Source organism: Paenibacillus sp. FSL R5-0701, assembly GCF_037973995.1.
Lineage (GTDB): Bacteria > Bacillota > Bacilli > Paenibacillales > Paenibacillaceae > Paenibacillus.
In genome coordinates, this window is sequence record NZ_CP150230.1 from 2,688,498 (window position 1) to 2,704,486 (window position 15,989).

16 protein-coding genes are annotated in these 15,989 nt (G+C 47.5%); 15 read left to right on the forward strand and 1 reads right to left on the reverse strand.

Going from position 1 to position 15,989, the window contains the following annotated elements; all coding sequences use genetic code 11:
• Window positions 1-10 precede the first annotated feature (10 nt).
• From MKZ13_RS12615 to MKZ13_RS12625, 3 genes are read left to right on the forward strand one after another with little or no spacing between them, the layout of a single operon-like run.
• Window positions 11-778 carry a DeoR/GlpR family DNA-binding transcription regulator gene (locus tag MKZ13_RS12615; protein WP_221825018.1) on the forward strand — a complete coding sequence of 256 codons (768 nt, stop codon included), beginning with the start codon at window positions 11-13 and terminating at the stop codon, window positions 776-778.
• A gap of 20 nt (window positions 779-798) precedes the next feature.
• Complete coding sequence (locus MKZ13_RS12620; RefSeq protein ID WP_076216163.1) at window positions 799-1,257, forward strand: OsmC family protein; 459 nt, start codon at window positions 799-801, stop codon at window positions 1,255-1,257.
• A 58-nt stretch (window positions 1,258-1,315) separates the two neighbouring features.
• On the forward strand, window positions 1,316-1,906 hold the full coding sequence (locus MKZ13_RS12625; RefSeq protein ID WP_076327803.1) for a DUF2062 domain-containing protein: 591 nt from the start codon (window positions 1,316-1,318) through the stop codon (window positions 1,904-1,906).
• Here the strand turns inward: MKZ13_RS12625 and MKZ13_RS12630 are convergent.
• Complete coding sequence (locus MKZ13_RS12630) at window positions 1,884-2,813, reverse strand: AEC family transporter (RefSeq protein WP_221825017.1); 930 nt, start codon at window positions 2,811-2,813, stop codon at window positions 1,884-1,886. The genes MKZ13_RS12625 and MKZ13_RS12630 overlap by 23 nt on opposite strands.
• 213 nt (window positions 2,814-3,026) lie before the next feature.
• Between MKZ13_RS12630 and MKZ13_RS12635 the strand changes: the two genes are divergently transcribed.
• From MKZ13_RS12635 to MKZ13_RS12690, 12 genes are all read left to right on the forward strand, one after another.
• Window positions 3,027-4,109: a lactonase family protein gene (locus tag MKZ13_RS12635; RefSeq protein WP_339184383.1), complete on the forward strand. Its 1,083-nt coding sequence runs from the start codon at window positions 3,027-3,029 to the stop codon at window positions 4,107-4,109.
• A gap of 419 nt (window positions 4,110-4,528) precedes the next feature.
• A complete protein-coding gene (gene hxlA, locus MKZ13_RS12640) occupies window positions 4,529-5,161 on the forward strand; it encodes a 3-hexulose-6-phosphate synthase (protein WP_036670570.1) in 633 nt (210 codons plus the stop codon).
• A 4-nt stretch (window positions 5,162-5,165) separates the two neighbouring features.
• Window positions 5,166-5,729 (forward strand): 6-phospho-3-hexuloisomerase, encoded by a 564-nt coding sequence (gene hxlB / locus MKZ13_RS12645; RefSeq protein WP_221825015.1) that lies wholly within the window; start codon window positions 5,166-5,168, stop codon window positions 5,727-5,729.
• 266 nt (window positions 5,730-5,995) lie between these two features.
• The gene (locus tag MKZ13_RS12650; protein ID WP_036608849.1) at window positions 5,996-6,355 is read left to right on the forward strand and encodes a helix-turn-helix domain-containing protein; all 360 of its coding nucleotides are present in this window, start codon (window positions 5,996-5,998) and stop codon (window positions 6,353-6,355) included.
• 462 nt (window positions 6,356-6,817) lie between these two features.
• Window positions 6,818-8,620 (forward strand): oligoendopeptidase F, encoded by a 1,803-nt coding sequence (gene pepF / locus MKZ13_RS12655; RefSeq protein WP_221825014.1) that lies wholly within the window; start codon window positions 6,818-6,820, stop codon window positions 8,618-8,620.
• A 138-nt stretch (window positions 8,621-8,758) separates the two neighbouring features.
• Window positions 8,759-9,247, forward strand: coding sequence for a DUF2500 domain-containing protein (locus MKZ13_RS12660; protein WP_339184387.1), 489 nt, complete (start codon window positions 8,759-8,761; stop codon window positions 9,245-9,247).
• Between the two features lie 235 nt (window positions 9,248-9,482).
• A complete protein-coding gene (locus MKZ13_RS12665) occupies window positions 9,483-10,976 on the forward strand; it encodes a rhamnulokinase family protein (RefSeq protein WP_076216147.1) in 1,494 nt (497 codons plus the stop codon).
• 1 nt (window position 10,977) lies between these two features.
• Window positions 10,978-11,739, forward strand: coding sequence for a DeoR/GlpR family DNA-binding transcription regulator (locus MKZ13_RS12670; RefSeq protein ID WP_221825011.1), 762 nt, complete (start codon window positions 10,978-10,980; stop codon window positions 11,737-11,739).
• A 272-nt stretch (window positions 11,740-12,011) separates the two neighbouring features.
• The gene (locus tag MKZ13_RS12675) at window positions 12,012-12,740 is read left to right on the forward strand and encodes a (Fe-S)-binding protein (RefSeq protein WP_091031478.1); all 729 of its coding nucleotides are present in this window, start codon (window positions 12,012-12,014) and stop codon (window positions 12,738-12,740) included.
• A complete protein-coding gene (locus MKZ13_RS12680; protein ID WP_339184390.1) occupies window positions 12,737-14,257 on the forward strand; it encodes a LutB/LldF family L-lactate oxidation iron-sulfur protein in 1,521 nt (506 codons plus the stop codon). Before MKZ13_RS12675 ends, MKZ13_RS12680 begins: the two co-directional genes overlap by 4 nt.
• A complete protein-coding gene (locus tag MKZ13_RS12685; RefSeq protein WP_221825005.1) occupies window positions 14,247-14,972 on the forward strand; it encodes an LUD domain-containing protein in 726 nt (241 codons plus the stop codon). The genes MKZ13_RS12680 and MKZ13_RS12685 overlap by 11 nt, the downstream gene beginning before the upstream one ends.
• A gap of 213 nt (window positions 14,973-15,185) precedes the next feature.
• Window positions 15,186-15,740, forward strand: coding sequence for a glutathione peroxidase (locus MKZ13_RS12690; protein WP_339184393.1), 555 nt, complete (start codon window positions 15,186-15,188; stop codon window positions 15,738-15,740).
• Window positions 15,741-15,989 lie beyond the last annotated feature (249 nt).

A 15,989-nucleotide genomic window follows, 5' to 3' on the forward strand; every position in this document is an offset into this window, starting at 1 on the left:
GTGAAGGAATATGCTCGTAGCTGAACGGTATGAGAAAATAGTGGAATGGGTGGATACGCAAGGCAGCATGCGTGTGACCGAACTTAGTGAGCGCTGCGGGGTGACGGAAGAGACGATTCGTCGTGATCTGGACAAGCTCGAACAGGCAGGCAGGCTCAGGCGGTCCCATGGCGGGGCGGTCAGCGTAAAATACAAGGATGAGTTACAGTCGGAGATTCCGTATCCGGAACGGGCTATAGCCCATGCAGAAGAGAAGCGCAGAATTGCAAGCGAAGCAGTGAAAATGGTGGAATCCGGCGACCGGATCGCCCTGGATGCAAGTACAACGGCGTGGTATATGGCGGCAGGATTGCCAAACATTCCACTGACGGTATTAACCAACTCGATTAAGGTCGCCGCTGAGCTGAGTAACAAGGAACAGATTCGAGTTATTGCCACAGGTGGGCAACTGGCTTCGAAGTCACTGTCTTTTGTAGGACCGCTGGCAGAACGTTCGCTTGATGCCTATCATGTGGATAAAGTATTCCTGTCTTGCAAAGGAGTGCATCTGACCAAAGGCATCAGTGAATCCAATGAATTACAGGGCTTGGTGAAGCAGAAAATGATCCATATTGCGGATGAGGTCATTTTACTTGCAGATTCCAGCAAATTTAACATACAGGCGTTTACCAGAGTTGCTGAGATGAGAAGTGTGGGCAAAGTGATTACAGATCAGGGTGTAGATGAAGAGCACGTTAACGCATTGATCGAGCAGAATATTACGTGTATACGTGTGTAAACAAGAAAGGAATGAATGTCATGAAACATCCTTTTCATCTGAAAGCGGTATGGAATGGTGGGCGTAACAGTGAGGGAACAATCGATGCAGGTGGATTAAAAACGGTCATATCGATTCCGCAGGAGATGGGCGGACCCGGTACGGGAACTAACCCAGACGAGATGCTGCTGGGTGCAGCCTCCACCTGTTACCTGATCACGCTGGCAGCGATGCTGGAGCGTTCGGATATTACGCCGGATGAATTAACGCTTGAATCGGAAGCAACGGTAGATGTTACAAATAACGTATTTACGTACGAACGGATCGTACATAGACCCCGGATTGTACTCAGCCAAGATGCTTCAGAAGCGGATCTGACCAAGGCTGAGCGCCTGGCGCATAAGGCTGAATCCTCCTGCATGATCTCCCGAGCGGTGGCAGGTAATGTTCAGATGGAGACACAGCCTGTCATTGTTACTACAGGAGCTAACGCGGTGTGATATACTGAAGAATAGACGATTCAAGTTGTCATTTGTGTAAAATAAGGAGTAATTCAGTATGAACACACAGAAGCGCAAGACTAACCGCTGGGTACGTTTAACACGTGCTATGAAGCTGAATTTCCTCAAATTGTTACGTGCTCCCGGAGGTGCCCATAAAGTATCTACCGGATTTGCCATAGGGTTCGGATTGGAACTGATCGTGATCTCGACCGCTTCCCTGATCTATCTCGTATTTTATCCGATTGTGCGACTGTCTGGGGGTTCGGTGCCAGCAGCGATTGTTGGCAATGTGATCGGGAAACTTACGTTTTTACCTATTATTCTGATGCCACTCGCCAAACAAATTGGCTCATGGATATTGCCTGCTCACAGCATGGGACAGGGACTGGTACATGAGAGTGCATTCATGGAGCTGTTTCGCGGGAACTGGTCGGCCGTGAGTGAATTGTTGCTTGGTGGACTGGATATTCTGGCAGGCATGTCCGTGTTTGGTGTCATTCTGGGTGTGATTTCGTACTTTGTCGTGAAATTCTTCTACGTCAGAGCGCTCAACCGGCGTTATGAACGCCGGTTGGAGAAACGCCGACAAGCGGACATCGCTTCGGTATCACCTCCGGTATTAATCAGGAAGCCATCACAATCATAATGGGCAGCATCAACATGGATGCAGCGGTGGTCCACAGAATACAGCGGGATACAAATTGCGGAGAAGCATTGAACTGTTCAGCCAAAATAACGGCGTTCACTGCGGTCGGCATCGATGCGAGGATCAGCAGCACACTGAACAACGTACCTTCGACCTGAAGAGCGGTCAGTATCAGCCAGGACAGGATCGGCGCAGCTGCGAGACGGACCACAAGCCCGGTCCAGAAAGCTCGGCGTACATTGGGTAGCCAAGGCACCGTTGCACCTTTTGGTCTGAGCATCTGGGCTCCCAGAATGGCGAGTACGACAGGAGAGTAGCCCGCAGCCAGCATAGAGATCCCTCCATCCAGTGCTTCAGGCAGGCTCAGATTGGATGCACGCAGCGCAATGGCGATGCCGGCAGCATAGATGGATGGCATGCGGAAAACGGACAGGATCGCATCTTTTACCGCGAATTCGGATCTCGCAGCAAAAAAGATACCTACCGTATTAACAATGATCATCTGTCCAATGACGTAGACGGAAGCCTTGTCGAGCCCAAGCTGACCAAAGGCAAGCAGCACAAGCGGGAGCCCGTAATTCACGCAGTTTGTAAACGTGGAGACGAGGGTGAGACCCGCTTTTTCGCTTGCACCCAGACGGAAAATCCGGCTTAACAGCTCGGCGAGTGCCCACAGGGCAATCAGATTAATAATAGAGAACCAGAATGTGCTGGTGACGTCCGTCCAGGTAATCTCTGCATGCAGCAATGTATTGAAGATGAGCGCAGGGCTCAAAATATAAAGGGAAAAGGTCGAGAGCGACCGGGTATCCCAATTTTTGAAGCGTTTTAACAGAATACCTCCGATCACGGGAAGTGAGATCGGCAAGAACACATGGTATAACGTGAGTAAAAATGAGTGAAGCAATGCAATTCAGTCCCTTCTGGATGAAAAACCTATCTTATCATAGCAGAAGATGCATCTCATATGAATGGATTTCAGTATGATGATGTGTAGTAATCGCCTTGTTTAACTAAGGATTCCCCTGAGGGCAGCGACAGCGGATTGCTATTTTGATATGGCAGATTTATTATAGAAGAGGTGCAACAAGATTACATACACATAGAGGAGGAAACTGTAATGAGTGAATCAAAACGCTTGCTCGTACTTGCTGGCTCTTACGCTGAAGCGGAAAATGAGGGCATTTATGCATATGAATTGAATGAGGATACAGGAAGCTTGTCCAAGCTTGACGGCATCGCGGGCGTGAAAAACCCAACGTTTGTCAACGTGGATGCTGAGGGTAACAAACTGTACGCGATTGGTGAAACAGCGTCAGCTGAGGGCAACAAAATGTCTGAAGCTGTAGCTCTGAGCATTGATCCTTCTACAGGAAAATTATCGTTGCTGAACCGGAATGACTCCATTTCAGCTCCGCCATGTCACATCCAGCGTGACCCTTCCGGCAAATTCTTGATTCTCTCCAGCTACCACGGTGGTCTGGTAGGTCTGCAAGCCTTGACGGATAACGGTGAAGTTGGAGCGCTTCTGGACGAGAAGAAACATGAAGGACAAGGTGCGCATCCTGAACGTCAGGACAAGCCACATGTGCACTCCGCATTCTTCAGCCCGGATGGTAAATACATGATGGTACAGGATCTGGGCGCAGATAACATCGCGATCTATTCCATTGATGCAAACAAAAATGAACTTGTGCTGCACAGTGAAACCAAAACACATCCGGGAGCAGGCCCACGTCACTTGGCGTTCCACCCGAATGGTCAATTCGCTTATGTCATCAATGAAGTGGATTCATCCATTACTTCGTTCCAATATGATGCAGCAGCGGGCACGTTGACTGAATTGTCTACAGTATCTACACTGCCTGATGGATATGATGGCAAAGAAAATACAACAGCAGAAATCACGGTTTCCAATGATGGACGTTATGTATATGGTTCCAACCGTGGACATGACAGCATCGTTGTATTTGCAGTAGATGCAGACCAAGGTCACCTGACACTGGTTGAACATGTATCTGCTGAAGGTGAGCACCCGCGTCATTTTGCTCTGACACCTAACGGCAAATTGCTGATCGCAGCTAACCGTGATACGAACAACCTCGTGACATTCACGGTAGATCAGGACAGCGGACGTCTGAAATACACAGGTCACAGCACAGGTGTATCCAAGCCGGTATGCGTGAAACCTGTATATCTGTGAATCAATTTCATAATACCTTTTAGTGAGTTATGAAATTGATTCGTGTAAAATGTTAAATTTTTAAAACCAGCTCTGCTGGGATTGAAAATGATAAGGACCCTGCCATGTGGCGGGGTCTTTTATATTGAATATTTAATGGGATGATTAGGTTGCTGTTCTGCTGTAAGCAGGCGTATTGGAATAGAGGATTAATTCTATGTTGGATTCATCTAACAACGAAAAGTTGTCAATAGTATCGCCCAAGTAACTACCCCACTTCAAAGTGCGTACTTCCTGAATGGATAGTCAGAGTCTACAATAAGTGAGTAGCCAAAACAAACACTGCATGCATCTGAACAGACAAATTGGTGCAGGCTAAATATCTGATTATTATTTGTACAGGAACGACTCATACTTGAACAACAAAGGAGAAATAAATGATGAAATTGCAATTGGCGCTTGACTTGGTAAATATCCCTGAAGGTATCGCACTGGTTAAAGAGGTTGAACAATATATTGATATCGTTGAGATTGGTACACCAATCGTTATTAATGAAGGTTTGCACGCGGTTAAAGCGATGAAAGAAGCATTCCCTAATCTGCAAGTTCTTGCAGACCTTAAAATCATGGATGCTGGTGGTTATGAAATCATGAAAGCAGCTGAGGCTGGTGCGGATCTGATCACTGTGCTTGGGGCAACCAATGACAGTACGATCAAAGGTGCAGTAGCAGAAGCGAAGAAACAAAACAAACAAGTTCTTGTGGACATGATCAACGTGCCTAACCTTGAACAACGTGCTCGTGAAATTGATGCGCTTGGCGTAGATTACATCTGTGTACACACAGGTTATGACCTGCAAGCTGAAGGACAAAGCCCGTTCGAAGATCTGCAAACGATCAAAGCAGCTGTGAAAAATGCTAAAACGGCAGTCGCTGGTGGAATCAAGCTGGAAACATTGCCAGAAGTCATCAAAGCACAACCGGATCTGGTTATTGTAGGTGGCGGTATCACAGGACAAGCAGACAAAGCGGCAGTTGCAGCTGAAATGCAACGTCTCGTTAAACAAGGGTAAGCGAATGACCAAAACACAATACGCAGCTGACATCTTGAAGGAGCTGGAACGCACGTTAAGTCAGATCGATGATGCAGAGATGCAAGCGATGGCTGAACATATTCTGGCTGCAGAACAGATTTTTGTAGCAGGAGCAGGACGGTCGGGACTTATGGGAAAGGCTTTTGCCATGAGACTGATGCAGATGGGGCTTCGTGTATATGTGGTGGGCGAGACCGTAACACCTGGGATCAGCTCGAAGGATTTCCTCTTGCTGTGCTCTGGCTCAGGAGAGACAGGCAGTCTGGCAGCGATGGCTCAGAAGGCCAGTCAAGCAGGTGCACCTGTAGGACTCATTACAATTAAGCCAGAGTCCACGATTGGGAAATTGGCGACTACGATAGTGCGCCTTCCGGCTTCAGCCAAAGAGGACACAGCAACTTCCGGAGCGGCAGTAACCATTCAGCCGATGGGCTCGTTGTTCGAACAAGGACTATTAATCGGCATGGATGCTCTCATCCTTACGATGATGGAAATGAAGGGTATGACCGGAGCGGATATGTTTGGCCGCCACGCGAACCTGGAATAGTGAATAGATGAAAGACCGGAATCCTTTGATTGTAAAGGGTTCTGGTCTTTTTTGCGATACACAGTCATTTATGTCTATAGGTTTTATCCGTAATTCTCACTTAAACTTTGCATCCCGACCAGGCTGTAGTAGAATTAATAGAAAGCTGTATCGAATGAATGTACTTATTACATCATGCATGGAGCGGAAAGCTTACTTCGAGTGAAGTGTCCCGTGATATGCGTAATATACGCGATATAAGATTGAAGATGAGGGGGCTCGGAGCCATGGCGTCTGAAGTGAAGGAACGGATTAATCTGAAAGAAATCAACTGTGAGAAGGAATTGACCCTTGCGGTGATCGGTGGCAAATGGAAACTGATTATTTTGTGGCATTTGGGTCTGGAAGGCACCAAACGTTTCAGTGAGCTGAAACGCCTAATCCCTCATATCACCCAGAAGATGCTGACCAACCAGCTACGTGAGCTGGAGGAAGACAAGCTGATTGAGCGCAAGGTGTATGCAGAAGTCCCTCCTCGGGTGGAATATACGTTGACAGATCACGGTCAAAGCCTGATGCCCGTCCTGCACGCGATGTATAACTGGGGTAAAAATTACGGTGAAAATGTAATCTGGAAAGAAAGCTAAATAAGTAATGTTCATTAAGTCGCTCGGTGTATGGGGTTTTGCCATCACCTAGCGTTTTTTTTAGTTACTTTCAAACCATGGTCACATGAACAAAAGTTTATACGAGACGTAGAGGACAGAAATAGCTTGAAGAAGCGAAGCTAAAAGCTTTCTGAAAGAAAGCTACATCGCAAGCACATACTGGCCTTTATCTTAGATACCCCTTTTGTATAGATGGAACTAAACATTCACACGAGAACGTAGAGGACAGAAAGAACCTGAAGAAGCGGAGCGTTCGCCTTTATCACCGGATTTTCACCTTTGAAAAAGGGAATCAAAAAATCTGGGGATAAGAGCGATCGGAAGGTTGTTCTGTCATCGGAGTGGTAAGTGTGAATAATCTTTAGTCCAATCTATACTCCTTGAACTGGAATATGATACGATGAGAGATATTGGAAAATGCAAGGAGGATGACAACTAAAGATGGAAAAAATACGTACACGCGCTGAGGTAAATCAGGAAACGACTTGGGATTTGAGAGACTTGTTTGTAACCGATGCAGAATGGGAGCAGGAGCTTCGATCACTTCCACTGGCTGCTGCCCAGATCGAAACGTTCAAAGGACGTCTGGGCGAAGGCGCTGAACAATTGCTGGCTTGTCTGGATGCGCGTGAAGCTTTGCAGGAGCGGATCGGCAAGACGGCTTCTTATGCCCGCTTGAAGCAGTCCGAGGACAGCACCAATCCGGTGAATATTGAGAATTCAGCTAAAGCAGGAGATATCCTATCAAATCTGTCGTCGTCCTTGTCTTTTGTCAATTCGGAGATCATTGATTTGCCGGAGGGAACCGTTGAACGTTACCTTGAAGAACTTCCGGGATTGGAGCCGTATGCACGCAGTTTGGAGCGTTTGATTCGAGAAAAAGCACATCGGCTTACGCCAGAGACCGAGAAGGTACTTGCCTCACTTGGAGAGGTACTGGATTCTCCATACCGTATCTATCTGCGCGGTAAACTGGCAGACATGACGTTTGACGATGCTCTTGATGGAGAGGATAATACTCGTCCACTGTCCTGGTCATTCTACGAAAATAATTATGAGATGTCATCTGATACAAAGCTACGCCGTTCTGCTTATGCTGCATTCAGCTCGACATTAAATGATTACAAAAATACGTTCGCAGAAGGTTATGCAACCGAAGTGAAGAAACAGGTTGTTTTATCCAGGCTACGTGGTTACGACGATGTTACAGATATGCTTCTCAGCCCACAGCAAGTGAGCAAAGAGATGTACAATAATGTGCTCGATATTATCCAGCAGGAACTCGCACCTCATATGCGCAGACTGGCGGCTCTTAAGAAACGTGAGCTGGGTCTGGACAAACTGATGTTTTGTGATCTGAAGGCGCCGCTTGATCCTGAATTTAGCCCTGCCATTACATATGATGAGGCGTGCACACTCATTCGAGAAGCACTTGATGTGCTTGGGCCGGAGTACGGCGAGATCGTAGAGCGAGCATTCCGTGATCGCTGGGTGGATTACGCAGATAATGCAGGCAAATCCACAGGGGCATTTTGCTCCTCCATATATGGTTCACACTCCTATATCTTAATTTCATGGGCAAACAATATGCGCGGAGCATTTACGCTTGCCCATGAAGTGGGGCATGCAGGCCACTTCATGCTTGCGGGACGTTACCAACGGCTCACGAATACACGGCCATCTCTTTATTTTATTGAGGCACCGTCGACCATGAATGAAATGCTGCTGGCAGACCATCTATTGAAGCGTTCCGATAATCCGAGAATGCGTCGCTGGGTCATTTTGCAATTGTTGAACACATATTACCATAACTTCGTTACACATCTGCTGGAAGGTGAATTACAGCGCAGGGTGTACGCACGCGCAACCAATGATGAGCCCATTACGGCAAAGACGTTGAGTCAGCTCAAGGGAGACATCCTTTCCGAATTCTGGGGACCTGATCTGGTAATTGATGAAGGGGCCAAGCTCACGTGGATGAGACAACCTCATTATTATATGGGACTATATCCATATACCTATGCGGCAGGCTTGACGGCTTCCACAGCGGCTGCACAGCAGATTCGTGAAGAAGGACAGCCTGCGGTAGATCGCTGGCTTGATGCACTCAAAGCTGGTGGAAGTCTCACGCCACAGGAGTTAATGAAGCTTGCGGGTGTGGATATGTCCGGACCTGAGCCGATTCGCTCTGCGGTTGCTTATGTCGGCAGTCTGGTCGACGAACTTGAACGTCTGTATTCCTGATCTGGTTCATATAGTATACGGACAAGGCAGAACGGGTTGTCTGCATGCACCGCCTTCCTTGCGTGGGGGGCGGTGCATCTTATTTTTGCAAGGGGAAAGGAACGATGATGAATGGCGTTAACAAGCGAGTCCTCATCGATGGGCCGATTAAGCGTAGACGGCTTTGGTGTGTTTGACGACATGAATGGAGTACCAGGTTTTGAAGGCAATCAGGGTGGTTTTTTTTCGGGATTTAGTGAGTTTGCTGCAATGAATGCATTTGCTTCGATTTTCATTGGCGCCATATTTCTCATCATTGCGGGAGTTATTGTTTTTGTTATTATTTCAGGCATACGCTCAGGGATGTCAAATAACGCGGCAGCCTTGTTAACCCTGCACTCAACGGTGGTGACCAAACGAACGGAAGTTTCAGGTGGCAGCGGGGATAGCCGTGCGACTACCCGGTATTATGTTACATTTGAATTCGACAATGGGGAGCGCACTGAACTAATTGTTGGCGGAAACCATTATGGCATGATGGTGGAAAATGATCGAGGGATGCTGACGTATCAGGGGACACGATTCAAGCATTTTGAGAGAGATGTACAGCCCCAGTCCGGGGTAAGCAAAGGTCAATTTTATACGTAAAAAAAGAAATGCGGCTCCTCCCAAGTGGGAGAGAGTCGTTTTTGGTATACCCAAAAGAAAGAAATACCGAAGGGTATTCAAACGCTTACAATGGTGATATACTCGTAAAATAAAGTAAAACAGTATTAAACAAAAACAAACAAACAATAAATACAGAATAAAGTACAGGGTTACGGACTGAATCAAGAGATACCGTTTGGAAAATAGGATGGGTTCGAAAGGTTGGTGAAGCGCGGTGAGTGTGCTGGCTTATGATTTGGGCGCTGGGAGCGGGAGAGCGTTACTGGGACATCTGAATGATCGAGGGATCGAAACGAGCGAAATTCATCGGTTCAAGAATGAACCAGTGAAGGTTGGCGAGCGGATGCACTGGGATATTCTGCGATTGCATCATGAATTGTTGCAAGGGCTTACACTTGTGAAACAGCAGGGAGAAAAACCAGAGAGCCTGGGGATCGATTCGTGGGGCGTTGATTTTGGTCTGCTTGGCAGTAATGGTGAGTTGCTGGGTAACCCATATCATTACCGTGATACACAGTTTAACGGCATGATGGATCAGGTGCGCCAAGAGCTGAGCTCCCAGCGAATCTTCGAACGTACAGGGATTCAGTTTCTTAGCTTTAATACCTTGTATCAATTGGCGACACTTCAACGCAGCGGTTCCCCGTTACTTCATGAAGCAGAGCGTTTTCTCATGATTCCGGATTTACTACGTTATTTCCTGACCGGGGAAGCGGTGAATGAGTTTACCAATGCAACCACAACCCAATTATACAATCCATCAGCGGGGCAGTGGGATAGTGAGTTGCTGGCGCATATTCGCATTTCGGAGAAACTGTTTGGTGAAGCCGTGCTGCCAGGTACCCGTGTTGGACAATTGCGAAGCAGTATCTGTAACGATCTGGGATTGTCCCCGATTCCCGTGATCGCTGTTGCGGAGCATGATACGGGTTCAGCCGTTGTGGCTGTTCCTGCAACGGAACGTTCATTTGCTTATCTGAGCTGTGGAACCTGGTCCCTGATGGGTACGGAGATAGATCATCCTGCGATAAGTAGCCAGAGTCTGGCCTTGAACTTCACGAATGAAGGCGGGGCGGGCGGAACATTCCGTCTGCTGAAGAACATTATGGGCTTATGGATTTTGCAGGAAAGCATGCGGGAGTGGGACCGCCAGGGGCAGGGAATTAGCTATGATGTGTTATTGGCAAAGGCCGAACAGGCACCTCCATTTGCTAGTTTGTTTGACCCGGATGATGAACTGTTCATGCCCGCAGGAGATATGACGAAGCGTATACGTCAGTATTGCCGTGATACAGGGCAAGTGGTACCAGAGGATCAGGGGGCTATTGCCCGGGCAATTCTGGAGAGTCTGGCATTGAAGTATAGGAGAGTTCTGGAATGGACGGAGCAATTGTCGGGTCAGATGTTCAACGGATTGCATATGGTCGGTGGAGGCATCCAGAACCGCCTGTTATGTCAGTGGACTGCAAATTCCATTGGCAAGCCGGTATGGGCAGGTCCGGCAGAGGGAAGTGCCATCGGGAATATGGCTGTGCAATGGATGGCGAGCGGAGCTTTTAAAGATATCTGGGAGGCTCGTAAGGCCATTCGAGATTCATTTCCGGTAACTACGTATGAGCCGCAGGACAAGTCAATCTGGGAAGATGCTTACGGCAGATTTCTGCGTGTGACGGCTTCATCCAATTCACAAGCGGGGAGTGAGGTGTAACATGCTGGCAGCCGAGCGGTATGACCGAATTGTGGAGATGGTGAACGTAAAGGGCAGTATGCGTGTATCCGAGCTTAGTGAGCGCTGCCGGGTGACGGAGGAAACCATCCGGCGGGACCTGGATCGGCTGGAACAGGCAGGGCGACTGCGCCGATCTCACGGTGGTGCAGTGAGTGTGAAGGAAGATCAACCGGAGATCCCTTACCGGATCAGGGAGACAACACATGCGGAAGAGAAAAAGCGGATTGCACAAGCGGCTCTGGCGATGATTAATCCGGGTGATCGCATTCTGTTGGATGCCAGCACAACGGCAGGTTATATGGCAGCGAATATGCCGGATTTCCCGCTGACGGTCTTAACCAATTCGATTCAAATCGCCACTGAACTCAGCAGCCGTGACAAGGTTGAGGTCATCTCAACAGGGGGGCAGCTGGCATCGCGCTCGTTATCTTTTGTTGGGCCGCTGGCGGAGCGTTCTCTGGAAACGTATCACGTGGATAAAATGTTTATGTCGTGCAAAGGTGTACATCTCGAAGGTGGCGGAATCAGTGAATCCAATGAACTCCAGGCAAGGCTGAAGCAGAAGATGGTTGGCATTTCCGATCAGGTCATCTTACTTGCAGATGCCAGTAAATTTGGTGTCCGTGCTTTCGCCCGGGTATCCGGGTTAAATGCAGTCCATATGATCGTTACCGATCAGCCATTGGAGGCTGAACAGACAGACCGGTTGAGCGGATACGACATAGGGATCATTACAGTTTAAGATTTTAGAATTTACTTATATTAATTGAACTAAACATTTACACGAAACGGAGAGGACAGAAATAACTTGAAGAAGCGAAGCTAAAAGCTTTCTGAAAGAAAGCTGCATCGGAAGCATATACTGCGCCTTTATCCCCGGATTTTAACCTTACAAAAGTAAATTAAAAAATCTGGGGATAACAGCGATCGGAAGGTTATTCTGTCATCGGAGTGTTTAGTGTAAATATTCTTAGTCAGATTCATCTACTAATCAGTTAATAGGAGCGTGTAATTATGAAGGTCTCCTTATTCATTACCTGCCTCAGCGATGCCATCTATCCCCGAGTGGGGGAGGCTATGGTCAGATTGCTCGCGGCTCATGGTGTTCGGCTGGATTTTCCGCCGATTCAGACCTGCTGCGGTCAGCCTTCCTACAATAGCGGGTACTGGGATGAGACTCGGGTAGCGGCCAAGACCATTCTTGAAGCGTTCGACGACAGTGATTTTGTGGTCTGTCCCTCGGGATCTTGTACGTATATGATTCATCATTATCCCGAACTGTTCGCAGATGAACCGGTATGGTTGGAGAAGGCAAAACGACTGGAAGCCAAAGCCTATGAATTCACTCAATTCCTCGTTCAGGTACTCGGGATTACCGATCTGGGCGCACATTTTCCGCACAAAGTAACCTATCATCCATCCTGCCATGGCAGCCGTCTGCTTGGTGTGAAGGATGAGCCGATGGCGCTGCTATCCCAAGTAAAGGGACTGGAATTGGTTCCACTCCCATTTGCTGAGGATTGTTGTGGGTTTGGGGGTACGTTTGCCATTAAAATGTCCGATATTTCAGGAGCGATGGTGACGGAGAAGGTCGATCATGTCAAAGAGACACAAGCCGAAGTGCTGGTTGGGCTGGACATGGCCTGTCTGATGAATATCGCAGGTAATCTGCGTTATCGGAATGAACCGGTGCGTGTGATGCACCTGGCGGAACTACTGTATGAGGGGGTGCGAACAGGATGAGCCAACCGGGAGTTATGGATACGACGGTCAAAGAACGTGCCGGACTGGCCTTGAACGATGATTTTCTGCGTAAAGCGGTCAAATTCACGACAGAACGATTGCGTAACGGAAAGAAGTCTGCCTCAGAAGAACATGGAAATTGGGATGAATGGCGGGAGCGTGGCCGTCAGATTCGTCTGCACACAATTGCATATCTGGATTATTACCTAAATGAATTTGTGAATAACGCCCGTGCGAACGGGGTTCATATTCATTTTGCAGATACATCGGTGGAAGCAGCGGCAATTGCGCTGGATATTGCGGCGCATAAGCAGGCTTCTACGGTGGTGAAATCCAAATCGATGGTGTCGGAGGAAGTGCATCTGAATCATGTGCTGGAGTCGGCGGGCATTGAAGCCATCGAGACTGACCTGGGTGAATATATCATTCAGTTGGCAGGCGAAGCTCCATCTCATATTGTCATTCCAGCCATCCATAAGAACCGCTACCAGATTGCCGAGTTGTTATCCAAGGAAGCGGGTGAAATTCTGGAGCCGGATACAACGGTACTTGCCGGATTTGTTCGCAAAAAGCTGCGCGAGAAATTCCTCGAAGCAGATATCGGCATGACCGGCTGCAATTTTGCGATTGCAGAGACAGGTTCCATGGTTTTGTTCGAAAATGAAGGTAATGCCCGTATGGTATCCACTGTTCCCAAAACACAGATTACACTGATGGGCATGGAGCGAATCATCCCGTCGTGGACGGATCTGGAGGTCATGGCAACCTTGTTACCACGCTCCGCAACAGGTCAGAAACTAACGATGTACATGTCAGGCATCACAGGTCCGCGTCGTACAGCGGATGGAGATGGACCAGATGAAATGCACATTATTATCGTGGACAACGGTCGATCCCTACAGCTTGGTGATCCTGAATTCCAGGAGTTGTTGAATTGTATTCGCTGTGGTGCTTGTCTGAATGCTTGTCCAGTATATCGTCATATTGGAGGTCATGCCTATGGTGGCACCTATAGTGGTCCGATTGGCGCGGTACTGACACCTGCACTCAATGGCAACATTGATGAATGGAACGATATTGCGGGTGCTTCGAGTCTGTGCGGAGCCTGTTATGAAGCATGTCCAGTTAAAATTCCGCTGCATGATATGCTCGTTTATTTACGTAGGCGTAAAGTGGAAGACGGCCATGGAAACAAAATGGAAAGCATGGGCATGAAGGGATTTGCCGCTGTTGTATCCAATTCCAAACGTTTCAGTGCGGCCATACGTCTGGGACAGATCGGGCAGAAGGCAGTTGTACGCAACAACGGCATTTCTCTCAAATTGGGACCACTTAAAGGCTGGAACAATTATCGGGTTGCGCCAAGCCTCGCCAAGAAATCCTTCCGGCAACAATGGAACAAGCTGGATCAGGAAATGAACCAGAAGCAACCGGCCATGGATTCTTCTGTTCGCAGTCGCATGGAGCAAATTATACGTGAACGAGAGGAAGGGGAGGGTACTAAGCATGGTCACTGAACATCAGCAATGGCTTGCACAATTGGAGAAGAAGTCCATGGAGAAACAGGAGCAGTTCATGAATGACATTGCTTCGAAATTGAAGAGACCAAGGCAACGCCATGCGCCGACCCAACCCTTTCGGGGAGCCCCCGACTTTTGGACTGAACTGGAATGGGATGAAGAGAAGCGTATTCAAGCATTTACGGATAACTTTGTGAGTGTAGGCGCACACATTGCCCGGGTTCAGAACATGGAAGAAGTGTCTCAATTTATAGCCAACAAATCTCATGAACTGAGTGCCAAATATATCATTCGGCAGAATGAACAGGCGTTACAGGATCTTGGGTTGGAAGAGCAGCTTCCGGACGTACAGATCTCAGTCTGGAATAGTCAGGCGGATGAGAACTGGAAGGCTCGTGCAGCTGAGGCAGATATCGGTGTGGTCATGGCGGATTATGCAACAGCATACACAGGCTCGGTCACTGTACTTTCTTCACCGGAAAAAGGTCGTTCAGTCAGTCTCTTGCCTACGGTACTCATCATCATTATTCCAGTGGATCGACTGTACACCAGACTGGGTGAGACCCTGGATCGATTTGACGAAGCGGGAAGAGAGAATCTTCCGGCAGGCATTCACTTTATTTCCGGGCCAAGCCGATCTTCCGATATTGAAAATGATTTAACCATTGGCGTACACGGACCAGGCATTGTTTATGGTTTAATTATGGGTTAACGGTGTCGAGTGTTATGGCACATCATGATTTTGATAACTGTCCGAGATGCAGTATTTGACTGCTGAGGGCAGTTTTTTATTTGGCCTGCTATAGTTAAAAACTATCATAATTATATCAATTATATATTTTACCTATTAATGATGGAGGTGTATAATCCATCTCAAGAGAGAATTCATATGAGATACAAAAGAGAAAGAGGAGGATGAATACAGATGAGTATATTTTCTTACCAAGTTCCGTTTATGGATGGACATAACGGTGATTTTTCTGCTTTTAAAGGGAAGGTGCTGCTTATTGTGAATACAGCAAGTCGGTGCAGCTACTCGCGTCAATTCAGTGAACTTCAGCAGATGTATGAGAAATATGGTGATCAGGGGCTGGAGATTCTGGCGTTCCCTTGTAATCAGTTTAACGACAAAGAACCTGGCAGTAGTGCTGAGGTAGCCGAGTATTGCAGAAGTCAGTTTCAGATATCCTTTCCGATTTTGGAGAAGGTTGAGGTCGTTGGGCAATCGATGCATCCGTTGTTCCGTTATCTGATTGAAGAATCGCCGTTTCAAGGTTATGATCTGGACACAAAGGAAGGACAGTGGATGGACACTTTTGTGAAGGAGAAGCATCCAGAATTGTATCAAGGGGACGGGATCAAATGGAATTTTACCAAATTCCTGATTGATCGCATTGGGAACGTCCATGGCCGTTATGAAACGACAGTTGCTCCATTAGAGATGGAGTTGGCTATTCAGAATCTATTAAAGAATTCATAAGTATACCTTAATCCCTGTCCTGAGGTCCTATGACTTTGGGACTGTTGAAGATTGGAACTGGAAATGTTAGGGTAAAAGAAGATAACGAAGTCATCCATTTTTTTTAATCAAAAATGACCAATATACCATTTCAGTCAGTTAGTTCTTTAAATGGTTTTATCGTTATCTGGATGAAATATGAAAATGTGCAAAAAATAACTTGAATCTGTTGATCTGAAGAGTAAGTGTAAACGCGTCTGTAAACCAAGT

Coding starts and splice junctions, on each gene's coding strand:
- MKZ13_RS12650 (WP_036608849.1), top strand. CDS start 5,996: ATGGCGTCTGAAGTGAAGGAACGGATTAATCTGAAAGAAATCAACTGT.
- pepF (WP_221825014.1), top strand. CDS start 6,818: ATGGAAAAAATACGTACACGCGCTGAGGTAAATCAGGAAACGACTTGG.
- hxlB (WP_221825015.1), top strand. CDS start 5,166: ATGACCAAAACACAATACGCAGCTGACATCTTGAAGGAGCTGGAACGC.
- MKZ13_RS12675 (WP_091031478.1), top strand. CDS start 12,012: ATGAAGGTCTCCTTATTCATTACCTGCCTCAGCGATGCCATCTATCCC.
- MKZ13_RS12680 (WP_339184390.1), top strand. CDS start 12,737: ATGAGCCAACCGGGAGTTATGGATACGACGGTCAAAGAACGTGCCGGA.
- MKZ13_RS12615 (WP_221825018.1), top strand. CDS start 11: ATGCTCGTAGCTGAACGGTATGAGAAAATAGTGGAATGGGTGGATACG.
- MKZ13_RS12670 (WP_221825011.1), top strand. CDS start 10,978: ATGCTGGCAGCCGAGCGGTATGACCGAATTGTGGAGATGGTGAACGTA.
- MKZ13_RS12690 (WP_339184393.1), top strand. CDS start 15,186: ATGAGTATATTTTCTTACCAAGTTCCGTTTATGGATGGACATAACGGT.
- MKZ13_RS12620 (WP_076216163.1), top strand. CDS start 799: ATGAAACATCCTTTTCATCTGAAAGCGGTATGGAATGGTGGGCGTAAC.
- MKZ13_RS12625 (WP_076327803.1), top strand. CDS start 1,316: ATGAACACACAGAAGCGCAAGACTAACCGCTGGGTACGTTTAACACGT.
- hxlA (WP_036670570.1), top strand. CDS start 4,529: ATGAAATTGCAATTGGCGCTTGACTTGGTAAATATCCCTGAAGGTATC.
- MKZ13_RS12635 (WP_339184383.1), top strand. CDS start 3,027: ATGAGTGAATCAAAACGCTTGCTCGTACTTGCTGGCTCTTACGCTGAA.
- MKZ13_RS12685 (WP_221825005.1), top strand. CDS start 14,247: ATGGTCACTGAACATCAGCAATGGCTTGCACAATTGGAGAAGAAGTCC.
- MKZ13_RS12660 (WP_339184387.1), top strand. CDS start 8,759: ATGGGCCGATTAAGCGTAGACGGCTTTGGTGTGTTTGACGACATGAAT.